We start from the raw sequence: 14,647 nt of genomic DNA, 5'->3' as shown, positions 1-14,647 counted from the left end.
GGAATAGAGAGGGATGGAGAAGCAGGTTTTTGGACAAGCGGGCTCAAAGGTACGACATGCCCAACGCCTGCGGCGAGAAAAATGGTGCCCCGTCGCAAAGACTAAGATACTGCGCTAGACAGATATTGTGTAGCTTTAAAAGTTCCGGCACCGCAGCAAGCCAATTGCATCACAGGTAATTACTGGCTGGTTGAAACCTGGTCCGCTATGTTTAACAGACGATTAAGGACACTAATTATTCGCCAAAGGTGGCGTGGGCTGCTCCGGATAATTCGGACCGTTCTGCTTGTGGCCGGGGCCGGGCTGCCGCTGGCCCACGCCCAAACGCTGCCCTTCCGCAGCTTCGGCCTGAGCCAGGGCTTGCCCGAAACCAGCGTGAGCGCCCTCGCCCAAGACGGCCAAGGCCGGCTCTGGCTGGTGTCGGAAGTGGGCGCGGCTTGGTACGATGGGCACGAATTTCATTCCCTCACCACCCGCTCGGGCCTGCCCAATACCCGCGTCACCACCCTCGCGCCCGACCCCGGCCCCGGCGCCAACCTTTGGCTGGGCATGCGCGACGGCTCCATTTGCTACTACAGCTCGGCCGCTAGCCGCGCCCGGCGCATCACCCCGCGCCGCGCCCAGGGCCGTTTCAATCAGGTGCTCACACTGCTGCCGCAAGGGGAGGGGGCGGGCCGCCGCCTGTGGGTAGGCACGGCCGGCGGCGCCCTCTATTGCCTGCGCTGGCCCCGTGCCTCCCTGCCCGCCGACAGCCTGGCCGCGCCCGCTGTGCAGCAAGTGCAGGCCCAGGCCGGCTCCGACGACCAGCCCTTGGCCATCAACGCCCTGGCTGCGGCGCCGGCGGGAGGCCTCTGGGTGGGTTCTGATGAAGGCCTGCGCCTGCTGGACGAAGCCACCGGCCGCCCGCGCCCCCTGCCCGCCGGCCTGCCTGCCGAACTGCGCACCGGCGCCGTGCTGGGCCTGAGCGCCGCCCCCGATGGCCGCCTGTGGTGCAGCACGCCCACAGCCGGCCTGTTTGTGCTCGACCCCGTTGTCGCCGGCAGCTACCGGGCCCGGCACTACACCACCGCCCAGGGCCTGTGCTCCGACCGCGTGCTGCGCGCCACCGCCGAGGCGGGCCCCACGGGCCGGGTGTGGGTGCTCACCGGCAAGGGCCTGTGCTATCTGCCCACCGCCACGGCGGCCCTGGCGCGCTGCCTGCCCGGCACCGGCCTCGTGACGCACAGCTACCGCCGCGGCGATTTGCTGCTCGACCGTGAAGGCAACCTGTGGGCTACGTCGGCCAACGGCCTCACGCAGTACCTGCCCGATAGCCGCTTCGTGCTCTTTGATGCCGCCGACGGGCTGCCGGGCACCAAAGTATATGCACTGGCGCCCGCCGTGGGCGAAACCGGAGCCTACTGGGTGGGCACTAACAACGGCCTGGCGCTGCTGCATCCCGGGACGGCCACTTCGGCCGCGCGCTGCCTGGTGTTGCCCCGGCGCGAGCCCGATACCTACAACGTGGTGCGGGCCGTGCTGCCCCGCGCCAACGGCGAGGTGTGGGTGGGCACCACGCAGGGCGGCTCGGGGGTGTGGGAGGCGAGCCGAAAGCGCTGGCGCCTGCTCAGTGCTGAAATCCCGCCCCTGGCCGAAACCACAGTGGCCAACATGCTGGAAGACCGGTACGGCCGTATCTGGCTGGCCACCGAAACCAATGGCCTGGTGGTGTACGACCCCGCCACGGCCCGCTTCGAGCAATATGTGGGGCCCACCCTGGCCGGGGCCCGGCGCGTCATGAAGCTATTGCGCGGCCGCACGGGCACCATCTGGCTGGGCACCGAAGGCGCCGGGCTGGTGCAAGCCGAAGAAGTGGCGCCCGCCCGCGCCGGTGCGGCACCGGGCCTGCGCTTCCGGGCGGTGGCGCCGCGTGCGGCCTCAGCTGAACCACTTTCGGTGTTTTCCATCAGCGAAGACGGGCGTGGCCGGCTGTGGCTGAGCAGCTTTGGCGAAGGCATTTTTACCTATGACCCTGCCCAACCGGCGGATGGCCTGCACCCGGTGCCCTTGCACGACGCGCCGGGCGTGCACATCAACAACCCCTATTTTGTGCAGTGCGATGCCGCTGGGGCCGTGTGGCTGGGCACCACCCGCGGCTTGGTACGCTACCAGCCCGCTACCGGCCAACAGGCGTTTTTTGGGTATGAAGAAGGTTTTATTGGGCAGGAAACCGGCATCAATGCCGTGCTGGCCGAGCCCAACGGCACCCTCTGGGCCGGCACCGTGGCGGGGCTGATGCGCTACCTACCCACCGACGCCCGCCCCAACCGAGTACCGCCCTACCCGCACCTGACGGGCCTGCGCCTGTTCATGCGCGACACGGCCCTGCTGCCCGGTGCCGTCCTGCCGCACCAGTTCAACCATCTCACCTTCGGCTACGGCGCCGTCAGCCTCACCAACCCCGGCCGCGTGCGCTATCAGTACCGGCTGGCGGGGTTCGAGAACCAATGGAGCGGCCCGCTGGCGGCCCGCTCGGCCACCTACACCAACCTGCCGCCTGGCCACTACCGCTTCGAACTGCGGGCCGCCAACGAATCGGGCGTGTGGAGCCCCCGGCCCATGACTTATTCGTTCAGCATCCGGCCGCCGTGGTGGCGCACCTGGTGGGCTTACCTGCTCTACGCGAGCGGCTTTGGCCTGCTCCTCTACGCCGTCCGCGCTTATACTAAAGCCCGGGAGCGCGACCGCGCCGAACGCCAGCTCGAACACCAGGCCCTGACCTACCTCAAAGAGCTGGACCGGGTGAAAACCGACTTTTTTACCAACGTCAGCCACGAGCTGCGCACGCCGCTCACCCTCATTCTGGGCCCGGCCGAGGTGCTGGCCACCACCCCTGCCGACCCCGCCGTGCGGCAGCAGGGCAGCGTGGTGTTGCGCAGCGCCCGGCGCCTTCTCACGCTCATCAACCAGCTCCTCGACCTCAGCAAGCTTGAAGCCGGGGCCCTCCGCCTGCTGCCCACCTCCGGCGACGCTGCGGCCGAGGTGCGCCAGCTGGTGGTTTCGTTCGCGCCTTTGGCCGAAAGCCGTCAGATTACGCTACAGTGCGAAATTCCCGCCGAACCCGTCCCGCTGGTGTTCGATGCCGCCAAGCTGGAGGAAATGATGACCAATTTGTTGGCGAACGCCTTGCGCTTCACGCCGGCCGGCGGCTGCGTCACGGTTTCGGTGATGGAGGGGCCGGCTACTCCCGCGGCGCCGGCAGGCAGCGTGGCCATGGCCGTGCGCGACACCGGCCCCGGCATTGCCGCCGAAGACTTGCCGCACCTGTTCGACCGGTTTTACCAAGCCAACAATCCGACCGACCAACAGCGCACCGGCACCGGCATCGGTTTGGCGCTGGTGCGCGAGCTGGCGGGCCTGCACGGCGGCTCCGTGGCCGTAACGAGCGCGCCCGGCGCTGGTGCCACTTTCACGGTTGAAATTCCGCGCGGCCTGCGGCCAGTAGCGGGCGCCGGTGCAGGGGCCAATGGGAAGAATGCCCCGGCTGCTGGTTTGGAAGCAACTCCAACCGCCGCGTCCAACCCAGCCAATACAGAACCATCGGCGGTCGATTTGGACTGTGAAACGGTACTCATCATCGAAGACAATGACGAGGTGCGAGAGTTCATCAGGGCCACGCTGGCGCCGGCTGGCTACCGGCTGCTGCTGGCCACCGACGGCCTGGCTGGCTTGGCCACCGCGCGAGCCGAAGTGCCCGATTTGGTGCTGAGCGACGTGATGATGCCCGGCCTGGACGGCTACCAGGCCTGCCAGCAGCTCAAAACCGACCCCGCCACCAGCCACATTCCGGTGGTGCTGCTCACCGCCAAATCGAGCCCCGACGCCAAGCTGGAAGGCCTCGAAACCGGCGCCGACAGTTTTCTGGCCAAACCCTTCAGCCCGCGTGAGTTGCAGGCCCAGGTACGCAACCTGCTGGCCCTGCGCCGCCGGGTGCAAGCCCGCTTCGCCGCCGAACTGGCGGCCCAGGCAAACGCCGCCGCGGATAGGAGCGAGGAGGCACCGGCAACTCCAGCGCCCGACCCGCTGGCCGCTCATTTGGCCGCCGTGGCCGGCCGCCCTTCGCTCGACCAGGAGTTTCTGCGCCGCATCAGCGAAGCCGTGCTGCGGCACCTGGCCGATGAAACCTTTGGTGTCGACCAGCTGGGCAACGACATCGGCATGAGCCGCACCCAGGTTCACCGCAAGCTCAAGGCCCTCACCGGGCAGTCGCCGGGCGAATACATCCGGAGCATGCGCCTTCACCGTGCGCTGGCCTTGCTGCGGGCGCAGGTGGGCACGGTGGCGGAGGTGTCGTACCAGGTGGGATTTGGCAGCCCGGCGGCTTTCTCCACGGCTTTTTCGCGGCAGTTTGGCTACCCGCCCAGCGCGGCCGTGCGCCACGCCGAAGCCGCCAACACCGACGCTTTGGCTACGGAAGGGGAGGCGGTATAATCCGGAAGAGCAGCGCCACCCGCGTTGATTAAGTAACTGGTATCCTGATTTTTTGTGGGATGGACGGGGGGATTTGGAAGGCCATTCCAAATTCGAAAGGCTTTGCAACGCCCGCCAAACCCGTGCAACGTCCACGCACGCATTTGCAACACCAGCGAATGGTAACCGGCTGGGAAAAGGCTTTTTTTGGCAATAACAAACGCCCTGCCTTTCGCCGGCTTCGGTACCGTCCTTCCGCTCGCTCTGCATCCCCAACACCGGCTATGGAAACGCTCACTCGCCCCGCCTGGCCGCCTCGTCTCTTCGTTCCTTTCCTCTCCCACATGGCTCCCCCCATCGCGCTACCCGCCCGCCGCCTCGACGCTGCCGACTTGTCCTGGGCCACGTTGCTACTCACCGATGCCTGCGCCGACCACCCGGTGCTGCGCTACTGCTGCTCCGAGCCCGATGCGCCCGCACAGCGCACCTGGCTGATGGAGCAGCTGCTGCGCTTCGGCATGCGCTTCGGCCGGGTGTATACCAACGCCACCAGCACGGCCTTGGCTATTTGGGTTAGGCCGGGCCAATCAGTTGCCAACGGATGGCAGCTTTTGCAATCGGGCTTCTTGCCCGCCGCCCTGTGGCGCCTGCCCGGCAAAAGCTGGCTCCGGCTGCGCCAGCACCTAGGGGCCGCCGCCAGGTTGCGACGCGCAAGTGGGGCCGCGGCCTGCCACCATCACCTATTGGCGCTCGCCGTGAGTCCCCTGCACCGCGGCCAGGGCCAGGGCCGCCGCCTGCTGCAAGCCACGCTGGCCGCCATGCAAGCCACCCACGCGCCCTGCTACCTCGATACGCAAGTACCCGAACAATTGCCCTTTTATCAGCGCATCGGCTTCCGGCTGACGGGCCAGTGCCCGGCCAGCGCCGGCACCGATACCCCGCTTATGTGGGGGCTGGTGCGCGAAGCTAGCCAGCAATCAATGCGTTAATCATTCTTTCTGTTTCTCCATCTCGCACTTCTTTCCTCACACTCATCCCCTTCACACTTTCTGTACTCCGGCCATGGAACCGCACGCTCAACACCTGCAACTCGTCTTTCTCGCCTCCACCGTCACGCCGGCCTGGGCCGCGGGTTGGGCTTTCACCACCACGCCGGCGCCCCGGCCGCGGCCCGTCAGGTTTGCCGCCGCGCCAGTGCATGTGCGGCTGGCAGTCATCAGTGCCTAATAGCAGCCGCACCATTATTCGCATCCACAGCTATGAACAAACACAAAAAGGCCCCTGCTTTGCGGCAGGGGCCTTTTTGTGCATTATCAACTCAGTGATAACTAACGCTTAGGCTTTCTTCTTTTCCAGCACCTCGTCAATCAGGCCGTACTCTTTGGCTTCGTCGGCGCGCATCCAGTAGTCGCGGTCCGAATTGTCGTGGATTTCCTGGTAGGTTTTGCCGGTGTGCTGCGCCAGAATGTCATACAGCTCCTTCTTCAGCTTCAGGATTTCGCGGGCCGTGATTTCAATGTCCGACGACTGGCCCTGCGCCCCGCCCGAAGGCTGGTGAATCATCACGCGGGCGTGGGGGAGGGCCGAACGCTTGTTCGGCGCGCCGCCGGCCAGCAGCACGGCGCCCATCGAAGCGGCCAGGCCGGTGCAGATGGTGGCCACGTCGGGGTTCACGTACTGCATCGTGTCGTAAATGCCGAGGCCGGCATACACCGAGCCACCGGGCGAGTTGATGTAGAGCAGGATATCCTTCTTGGCATCGGCCGACTCCAGGAACAGCATCTGCGCCGTCAGGATATTGGCGATGTAGTCGTCCACGGCCGTGCCCAGGAACACGATGCGGTCCATGATGAGGCGCGAAAACACGTCGATTTCGCGGAAGTTCTGCGGACGCTCCTCAATGACCGAGCGGGTCATGTTGGTGGGCAGCATCATGCCGTTGCGCACCTGGCCTTCCATGTGGTTCAGGTATTGGTCTACGCCCAGGCCGCTCAGGCCCTGTCCTTTCACCGCGAACTTGCGAAACTCTTGTCTATTCAGTAATGGATTCATGAGGGGAAATTGGCGCGCACGCTTCCGCTTGCGCAGGTGAGGTGTGAGGTTAGAAAGACGGGCGAAGAAAGCAAATGTTGTTGGAACCCCAACAAAAAAGCCCCTACGTTTCCGTAAGGGCTTTTCCAAAAACTGGTCTGCGCAGGCTTAGCTGTGCAGGGTCCGGAATTCTTCGGCCGTTACGGGCTTGTCCGTAACAACAACTTTGCCGCGCAGGTTTTCCAGCACTTTCTCTGCCAGAATGGCCTCGTACTCGTTCACGTAGTTCTTGCCGTTTTCCTGCTTGAGGTACTGGTCGGCGTAGCTGCGCATCGATTCGCGCATCTCGTCGGGCATGTTCGGCATGTTGAACTGGCCCATGATTTTGTCGAGGGTGCGGTTCACAATCTCGTCGTTGCTCACCTTCAGGCCGGCTTCTTCCACCACCTTGTTGCGAATCATGCTCCACTTCAGTTCCTTCACGTAGTCGTCGTAGTGCTCTTCCACCATTTCGGGCGTCAGTTTGCCTTCGTTGGCGCGCACCAGCCACTTCTTGAAGAACTCCGTGGGCACTTTGATGTCGGTGTTTTCCACCAGCTGCTTCACTATGGCGTTGTTCAGCGCGCCTTCGCTCTCGCGGTCGTAGTTCGACTGAATCGTCTCGCGCACCTTGGCGTCAAACTCTTCCTGGCTCGAAACCGCCTCGGGGCCGAACACTTTGTCGAACAGTTCCTGGTTCATCTCAGGTGCCGCCGTGCGGTTCACCTTCTCCACGCTGAATTCGTAGTCGCCGGTGGCTTCTTCAGCCTCTTTTTTGCTCAGGCCGGTGAAGTTCGAAATCGAAGCCGCGTCGTTGCCGAAAGCCGCCTGCAGGTCAAACGTCACCACGTCGCCAGCCTTCTTGCCGATGAACTGGGCCTGGTCGCCGGTCACCTTGCTGATGGGCAGCAACACCGTGCGGCCTTCGCCTTCCTCGCCAGCTTTCTTGAACTTGCCAAACAGGTAGTCGCCCGCTTCCGACTCGTCGGGGTTGGTCGTCTCGCCGTACTGACGGGCAATCTGCTCGTTGGTCTGGGCCAGCGTGTCATCGTCGATGGTCACCTTGTGCAGGTCGGCCTTCAACTCAGCAGGCAACTCAAAAGCAGGCAGCAGACCGAGTTCGAACGAGAAATCGAAGTCCTTATCGGTATCGAAATCCACGTTGCTGGCCACCGGCAGGGGCTCACCCAGCAGGTTGATTTTGTTCTCCTTAATATAGGAGTCCACTGCTTTGCCCAGCATCTTGTTGATTTCCTCGGCCAGAATGCCTTTGCCGTACATCTTGCGCACCATGCCTACGGGCACCATGCCGGGGCGGAAGCCCTTCACCTGGGCGCGCTTGCTGTACTCTTTGATTTGCTTGTCGACGGTGGGCGCGTAGTCGGCTTCGGTCAGGTGTACGGTCAGCAGCCCGGTCAGCTGCTCGTCGTTCTTGTCGAGGGTGATGTTCAAAACAGGGAACCAGCTGCTGCTGGCCAGGTTGAAAGGTTGAAAAAAAAGCCTCCAGCCTATACGACTGAAGGCCTGCATCAGATAAAAGTGCGGATAGAGGGACTCGAACCCACACGCCTTGCGGCACCAGATCCTAAGTCTGGCACGTCTACCAATTTCGCCATATCCGCATACGGGGCGCCCATGGCCGTTTGCTACGGGCCCGCAAAGGTACTCGGGAAAACCGTTGCGCGCAAAGGTGTAGCGCGGACTTTGTAGTTCGCGCCCCCGCGCCGTTAAAACCGTATGCCGGATGTCCGGATGCGGACTGCAAAGTCCGCGCTACGATTCCCGCCACCTTTTCCGCCCCGGCGTTGTTACTTTACCCATTATGCCTCCCGTTATCTCTCCCGAAGCCGAGCGCCAGGAAATCCTGCGCCATTACCGGCGCCTGCTGCGCACCGCCAAGCCATACTTGAAAGATGGTGACCCCAAGCTGATTAAAAAGGCTTTTAACCAGAGCCTGGAGGCGCACAAGGAGATGCGCCGCAAATCGGGGGAGCCCTACATTCTGCACCCGCTGGCCGTGGCGCAGATTGCGGTGGAGGAAATTGGACTGGGCACCACCAGCATTGTGGCCGCACTGCTGCATGATGTGGTGGAGGACACGCCCACCGAAATTTCTGACATCGAGCGCGAGTTCGGCACCAAGGTGGCCCGCATTATTGACGGGCTCACCAAGATTTCGGGCGTTTTTGAGTACGGCACGAGCGAGCAGGCGGAAAATTTCCGCAAGATGCTGCTCACGCTGAGCGAGGACGTGCGCGTGATTCTAATCAAAATTGCCGACCGCCTGCACAACATGCGGACGCTGGACTCAATGCCGCGGCATAAGCAGCTGAAAATTGCGTCGGAAACGCTGTATCTGTACGCGCCGCTGGCCCACCGCCTCGGCCTCTATACTATAAAGAGTGAGTTGGAGGACTTGTACCTCAAGTTCACCGATACCGAGACATACAACGAACTCAAGGCCAAAGTGCGGCAGAGCCAGGCGGCGCGTAATCGGTTCATCAAGGAATTCGTGCAGCCAATTGATGAAGAACTGAAGGCGCAGGGCTTCGACTACGAAATTAAAGGCCGCCCGAAAAGCATCTATTCCATCCTGAAGAAGATGAAGAAGCAGAACATTACCTTCGAGGAGGTGTATGATTTGTTTGCCATCCGCGTAATTCTGGATGTGCCGCCGGAGCAGGAAAAAGCCGCCTGCTGGCAGGTGTATAGCATCGTGACGGACTTCTACCAGCCCAACCCTGACCGCCTGCGCGACTGGGTTTCGACGCCGAAAGCCAATGGCTACGAGAGCCTGCACACCACCGTGATGTCGCGCGCCGGCCAATGGGTGGAGGTGCAAATCCGCTCGCGCCGCATGGACGACATCGCCGAGAAAGGCTACGCCGCGCACTGGAAATACAAAGACACCGGCAGCATCCAGCCCGAAAGCTCGCTCGAGGGCTGGGTGAACAAGGTGCGCGAAATGCTGGAATCCAACAATTCCAGCGCCTTGGAATTCATGGACGAGTTCCGCCAGAACCTTTTTGTGAAGGAGGTGTACGCCTTTACGCCCAAGGGCAAGCTGGTGATTTTGCCCGATAAAGCCACCGCGCTCGATTTTGCTTTTGATATTCACTCCCAAATCGGCATCCACTGCCTCGGGGCCAAGGTTAACCAGAAGCTAGAGCCGCTCAGCTACCAGCTGCATAACGGCGACCAGGTCGAAATCCTGACCTCACACAAGCAGCGTCCCACCGCCGAGTGGCTCAACTACGTTATTACGACCAAGGCGCGCTCCAAAATCAAAGATTTCCTGCGCGACGATAAGCGTGCCAAAGCTGAAGACGGCCGCTTCATCCTCGAAAAGCGCTTGGAGCTCATCAACGTGCCCTTCACGCAGGACAACTTCAACCGCCTGCTGGCTTACTTCAACGCGCCCTCGGCCCAGGAATTCTACTACCGCCTGGCCGTGGGGCAGATTGACGGCCGCGCCATCCGCGAGTCGCTCTTCACCTCTGAAAAGCCGCTGCCGGCCGTGCTCGAACCCAAAACTTTCGACAACGAAGTCCAGAAAATCCGGGGTGTGCGCCCGGATATGCTGGTGGTAGGGGAGCACACCGACAAATTCAACTACAGCATCGCCCGCTGTTGCAACCCCATTCCCGGCGACGACGTGTTCGGCTTCGAAACCGACCAAGGCCTCATCATCCACCGCACCAGCTGCCCCCGCGCCGTCGACCTTATGTCGAACTACGGCAACCGCATCGTGCGCGCCAAGTGGACCGACCAGCTCGAACTGGCCTTCTTGGCCGGCGTCCGTCTCAAAGGTTCCGACCGCGTGGGCCTCGTCAACGACGTCACGCGCATCATCAGCACCAGCCTTAAGGTGAATATGCGCTCCATCACCATCACCGCCGATGATGGCTTCTTCGAAGGCCAGATTATGGTTTTCGTCAACGACACCGACCATTTGAACAAGCTCATCCAGCGCCTCAAAAAAGTTGATGGCGTGCTCCAGGTCGAGCGGTTCGATTCGTAAAAGTGAAAGCTGCCCAACCCATCACCATCCACGGCACCGATGTTAATGAGCGCACCCAATGCTCCCACTGGCATTCTGAGCGCGACATCATCGCCATCAAGCACAAATGCTGCGGCGAGTTTTACGCCTGCATTCAGTGCCACAACGAAGCCGCCGGCCACCCGACCCAAGTCTGGCCCAAAGCCGAATTTCAAACCGAAGCCATCTACTGCGGCAACTGCCACCAAACCTTAAGCATCACCAGCTACTTAAGCTGCAACAGCACCTGCCCACACTGCCAGGCCGCCTTCAACCCCGGCTGCGCTAACCATTACCACCTCTATTTCGAACAGTAAAGCGTGGCAAATGCGCCGTCTCGTTTCTCCTCTCCACTGGCTTCGCGCATTAAGCGAACCGGGAGCCGGTGGGGGAGACGTTCCGCCAGAACAGCCGTACTTTTGTCCTGCCGACTTACGCCTTATAATATACAGTGAGTAAATCACCCGACGTTTCTATCCCAATTGCTCCCGCCGATGCGGCCGGCCAGGGCACGGGCGGCTCCTCCGAAACCGGCTACGCGGCCAAGCACACGCCCAGCCCCGCCTCCGAGGCTACACTGAATACCGATAAGCTCGACGAAGTCCGCAAGCTCTTCACCGCTCACCTCGAAAACAAAGGCCTGCGCAAAACCGGCGAGCGCTACGCCATTCTCGAAGAAATCTACGCCCGCTCCGGCCACTTCGATGTGGATGAACTCTACGCCGGGATGAAGGAGCGCGGCCTGCAGGTCAGCCGCGCCACCGTCTACAACACCCTCGACCTGCTGGTCGAGCAGGGCCTCGTTAGCAAGCACCAGTTCGGCCGCAACCTCGCCCAGTACGAGAAGAGCTACGGCTACCGCCAGCACGACCATGTCATTTGCACCGAATGCCATAAAGTGGTGGAGTTCTGTGACCCGCGCATCCACGGCATCCAGACCATGGTCGGCGACCTGCTGAACTTCCATATCTTGCACCATTCTTTAAATCTGTACGGCATCTGCGGCGACTGTCGCGCCCAGGCCGCTGCCCGAAACCCCCACGCATGACCACCACCAGCACCGTCGACAACGGCATCCTGTTCGTCCGCCTCAACGGCGACCTCATCGGCAGCCCCGATACCGACCAACTCCTCCAATCCGTCAACACGCACCTCGGCGAAGACCTCAACCAGTGCGCCGTCGACCTCTCCGAAATCCGCTACATCAACAGCACCGGCATCGGCGTCCTCGTCTCGCTCCTCACCAAGTTCCGCAGCCGCGGCGGTGAGATGGTCCTCATCAACCCCGCCGACCACCCCAAAAAGATGCTGGCCATCACCAAGCTGAACAACATCTTCACCGTTTCGCCCGACGAAGCCACTGCCCGCCAACAGCTTACCCCGGCCGCCAATTAGGCGGCCGTTTTTTTGCCCTAATCAATCGTAAATCAAACTTTTAGTATTCACCGTCAGGCTTCCGCTTCCTATATAAGCTGGGCCGACGAGGGTGAGGTTTTCACACAAACACATGCCAGTAGACGTATTAGTAGGCCTCCAGTGGGGCGATGAAGGCAAAGGCAAAATCGTAGACGTCCTCGCACCGACCTACGATGCCGTAGCCCGCTTCCAAGGCGGCCCCAACGCCGGCCACACCCTGTTCTTCGATGGCGTAAAGCACGTCCTGCATCAGGTTCCCAGCGGCATATTCCACCCGCACATTATCAACGTCGTCGGCAACGGCGTCGTCCTCGACCCCGTCGTCTTCCGCCAGGAGCTCCAAAAACTCACTGATAGGGGAATAGACTGGTCTAAAAACCTCTACATCTCCAAGAAAGCCCAACTCATTCTTCCGTCGCACCGCGCCCTCGACCGCATCAGCGAAGAAGCCCGCGGCAACACCAAAATCGGCAGCACCCTTAAAGGCATCGGCCCCACCTATTCCGATAAAATCGGCCGCGTCGGCCTCCGCGTCAGCCATATCCTCCTGCCCGATTTCGAGCAGCGCTATAAGGAAGCCGTTGCCCAGCACGCCGCTATCGCTGGCCACAACCACAAAGAGCTGGAAATCCAGTCCCTTGAAGCCGACTTCTTTTCCGCCGTCGAGTTCCTGCGCACCCTGCAGCTCACCGACACCGAATACCTACTCAACGACCTCCTCACCCAAGGCAAGCGCATCCTCGCCGAAGGCGCCCAAGGCTCCTTATTAGATATCGATTTCGGCTCCTATCCTTACGTCACCTCGTCGAGTACCATCGCTGCCGGCGCCTGCACCGGCCTCGGCATCGCCCCACGTCATATCGATAAGGTGTACGGCATCACCAAAGCCTACTGCACCCGCGTCGGCAGCGGCCCATTCCCCACCGAGCTTCACGACGAAGTCGGCGAGCAAATCCGCCAAGCCGGCCGCGAGTTCGGCTCCACCACCGGCCGTCCCCGCCGCACCGGCTGGATAGACCTGCCCGCCCTCCGCTACGCCATCATGCTCAACGGCGTCACCGAACTCCACCTCATGAAAGCCGACGTCCTCGACGCTTTCACCGAAATCCAGGCCTGCACGCACTACCGCACCGCCACCGGCGAAAGCACCCCCCAACTGCCCGACCCCGGCGAGCTCACCACCGTCACGCCCGAGTATATCACCCTCCCCGGCTGGAATTCCGACCTCACCACCCTCACCGACGCAGCCCAGCTTCCCACCAACCTCGTCGCCTACCTCGAATTACTGGAAAAGGAGCTCCAAGTTCCCATCAGCATCGTCAGCGTCGGCCCCGACCGCGTCAGCACCCTCCACCGCTAAGCGCTAAACTCGGCCACCGCCGCCGCTTCACGCTGCTTCCTCCAGCCCCGCATCCCTCGCCAGCCTCAAACTGGAGCCGGATGCGGGGCTTTTGCATAGAAAAAGCCCGTCCCCATCATCATTCCACCCCTCCCAAAACACTGTCACCGCAAATACGCCTGTCCCAAAACCATCCATCAGCAACAAGAGGGTAGGGGGAAAGACGCTCCATCCAGCCAGGTTTCTAACCCCAAACTCTCATTTATAACGACTATCCCGCCCTATCCGGCAAGCATCCCATCCAGGCACCGCTATGCCAAGCGATGCCTGTTCACCCCGAATCAGTCCGCATTTGAAGCCCATTCGCCAGCACGGTTGATTTTTTTAGCCGCATCAATCAGCTACTTACAACCCTGGGGTCAGCTATTTCGTAAAAGGATGCTTGCCGCCCCAAAAAGTCCTCCTACCTTTGCAGTCCCGAAACGTCAAACGGACCAACGGAAACGCCAAAAGCATCTGCTGCGGCACAAATTGAAAGGCCGGGAACTACAGCAGAAGACAAGTTGTCTTGTCCACCGCAGCCAGCCGCAAGCATCAAGATTTATTTCTCGAATAGCTTGCACAGGCGAAAAAAGCCACCGTACCTTTGCAACCCGCTTCAACCCGAAGCAGCCAGACTTGAAAATCGAAGCAAAAAGTTTCTAAAAAAATTTTCGCTGAAAAATTTGAAAGTCGAAAAAAACTACTACCTTTGCACTCCCAAAGCGAACAGAGGTCATCAATAATCAGTCATAACAAACTGATTAATAAACAAAAAAGCTGCTTTGATCGAAGGCTGTTGATTTGAAAACCAAATCGAAAAATAGAAATTTTTTCGAAAAGAAGTTGTCAAATCAAAAAATAGTTTCTACCTTTGCAATCCCAAAACGAACAAAGGTTTATAACGAAAACCCCGGGTTAAATCATCAGCCCGCACTGACGCTTCAAATGGAAGCATCACACGTTCTTTGAATGACGGAAATAGACAAAATAGTAAGTGTTCCACTTGCTGCTTCTTCTTCGGAAGAAACACAGTGAAACAAACCAAGCGAAACGAATTTGACCATAATGTCAATATGTGAGCAAGGTCAGCACTCGACATCAGCCATGGTTCGCCATGGTGTAGAACATTTTACAATGGAGAGTTTGATCTTGGCTCAGGATGAACGCTAGCGGCAGGCCTAATACATGCAAGTCGAACGGTTGTTAGCAATAACAATAGTGGCGCACGGGTGCGTAACGCGTAGCCAACCTACCCGAATCTGGGGGATAGCCCGCCGAAAGGCGGATTAATA

At 60.8% G+C, this 14,647-nt stretch carries 10 protein-coding genes, 1 tRNA gene and 1 rRNA gene; 9 read left to right on the top strand and 3 right to left on the bottom strand.

All coding sequences use genetic code 11. The features are described 5' to 3' along the window. Positions 1 to 288: 288 nt before the first annotated feature. From Q4S41_RS22110 to Q4S41_RS22100, 3 genes are all read left to right on the top strand, one after another. On the top strand, positions 289 to 4,470 hold the full coding sequence (locus Q4S41_RS22110) for a hybrid sensor histidine kinase/response regulator transcription factor (RefSeq protein WP_305033315.1): 4,182 nt from the start codon (positions 289 to 291) through the stop codon (positions 4,468 to 4,470). A 323-nt stretch (positions 4,471 to 4,793) separates the two neighbouring features. Beyond that, positions 4,794 to 5,438 carry a GNAT family N-acetyltransferase gene (locus Q4S41_RS22105; protein WP_305033314.1) on the top strand — a complete coding sequence of 215 codons (645 nt, stop codon included), beginning with the start codon at positions 4,794 to 4,796 and terminating at the stop codon, positions 5,436 to 5,438. 73 nt (positions 5,439 to 5,511) lie between these two features. Next, the gene (locus tag Q4S41_RS22100; protein ID WP_305033313.1) at positions 5,512 to 5,676 is read left to right on the top strand and encodes a hypothetical protein; all 165 of its coding nucleotides are present in this window, start codon (positions 5,512 to 5,514) and stop codon (positions 5,674 to 5,676) included. A 108-nt stretch (positions 5,677 to 5,784) separates the two neighbouring features. Here Q4S41_RS22100 and Q4S41_RS22095 read toward each other — a convergent pair whose 3' ends face one another. From Q4S41_RS22095 to Q4S41_RS22085, 3 genes are all read right to left on the bottom strand, one after another. Next, positions 5,785 to 6,501 carry a ClpP family protease gene (locus tag Q4S41_RS22095; RefSeq protein ID WP_168674339.1) on the bottom strand — a complete coding sequence of 239 codons (717 nt, stop codon included), beginning with the start codon at positions 6,499 to 6,501 and terminating at the stop codon, positions 5,785 to 5,787. 147 nt (positions 6,502 to 6,648) lie between these two features. Continuing rightward, positions 6,649 to 7,971 carry a trigger factor gene (gene tig, locus Q4S41_RS22090; RefSeq protein WP_305033312.1) on the bottom strand — a complete coding sequence of 441 codons (1,323 nt, stop codon included), beginning with the start codon at positions 7,969 to 7,971 and terminating at the stop codon, positions 6,649 to 6,651. An 88-nt stretch (positions 7,972 to 8,059) separates the two neighbouring features. Further along, positions 8,060 to 8,141, bottom strand: a tRNA-Leu gene (locus Q4S41_RS22085). 200 nt (positions 8,142 to 8,341) lie between these two features. Here Q4S41_RS22085 and Q4S41_RS22080 point away from each other — a divergent pair. From Q4S41_RS22080 to Q4S41_RS22055, 6 genes are all read left to right on the top strand, one after another. Continuing rightward, positions 8,342 to 10,540, top strand: coding sequence for a RelA/SpoT family protein (locus Q4S41_RS22080; protein WP_305033311.1), 2,199 nt, complete (start codon positions 8,342 to 8,344; stop codon positions 10,538 to 10,540). Between the two features lie 2 nt (positions 10,541 to 10,542). Continuing rightward, the gene (locus tag Q4S41_RS22075; protein ID WP_305033310.1) at positions 10,543 to 10,875 is read left to right on the top strand and encodes a CHY zinc finger protein; all 333 of its coding nucleotides are present in this window, start codon (positions 10,543 to 10,545) and stop codon (positions 10,873 to 10,875) included. 260 nt (positions 10,876 to 11,135) lie between these two features. Continuing rightward, on the top strand, positions 11,136 to 11,606 hold the full coding sequence (locus Q4S41_RS22070) for a Fur family transcriptional regulator (RefSeq protein ID WP_305033412.1): 471 nt from the start codon (positions 11,136 to 11,138) through the stop codon (positions 11,604 to 11,606). Beyond that, positions 11,603 to 11,953: an STAS domain-containing protein gene (locus Q4S41_RS22065; protein ID WP_305033309.1), complete on the top strand. Its 351-nt coding sequence runs from the start codon at positions 11,603 to 11,605 to the stop codon at positions 11,951 to 11,953. The genes Q4S41_RS22070 and Q4S41_RS22065 overlap by 4 nt, the downstream gene beginning before the upstream one ends. A gap of 112 nt (positions 11,954 to 12,065) precedes the next feature. Next, positions 12,066 to 13,334 carry an adenylosuccinate synthase gene (locus tag Q4S41_RS22060; protein WP_305033308.1) on the top strand — a complete coding sequence of 423 codons (1,269 nt, stop codon included), beginning with the start codon at positions 12,066 to 12,068 and terminating at the stop codon, positions 13,332 to 13,334. Positions 13,335 to 14,486: 1,152 nt separating this feature from the next. Further along, positions 14,487 to 14,647: ribosomal RNA gene (locus tag Q4S41_RS22055) — 16S ribosomal RNA — on the top strand; the annotation flags it as partial.

The organism is Hymenobacter convexus, assembly GCF_030580955.1.
In the GTDB taxonomy this organism is placed as follows: domain Bacteria; phylum Bacteroidota; class Bacteroidia; order Cytophagales; family Hymenobacteraceae; genus Hymenobacter.
The sequence above is the reverse complement of the archived record's forward strand: the minus strand, read 5'-3'. Positions and strand labels throughout refer to the sequence as shown.

Excerpts from the sequence above, each read along its gene's own strand:
- Q4S41_RS22105 (WP_305033314.1), top strand. The coding sequence starts at position 4,794 with ATGGCTCCCCCCATCGCGCTACCCGCCCGCCGCCTCGACGCTGCCGAC.
- Q4S41_RS22100 (WP_305033313.1), top strand. The coding sequence starts at position 5,512 with ATGGAACCGCACGCTCAACACCTGCAACTCGTCTTTCTCGCCTCCACC.
- Q4S41_RS22095 (WP_168674339.1), bottom strand. The coding sequence starts at position 6,501 with ATGAATCCATTACTGAATAGACAAGAGTTTCGCAAGTTCGCGGTGAAA.
- Q4S41_RS22080 (WP_305033311.1), top strand. The coding sequence starts at position 8,342 with ATGCCTCCCGTTATCTCTCCCGAAGCCGAGCGCCAGGAAATCCTGCGC.
- Q4S41_RS22065 (WP_305033309.1), top strand. The coding sequence starts at position 11,603 with ATGACCACCACCAGCACCGTCGACAACGGCATCCTGTTCGTCCGCCTC.
- Q4S41_RS22060 (WP_305033308.1), top strand. The coding sequence starts at position 12,066 with ATGCCAGTAGACGTATTAGTAGGCCTCCAGTGGGGCGATGAAGGCAAA.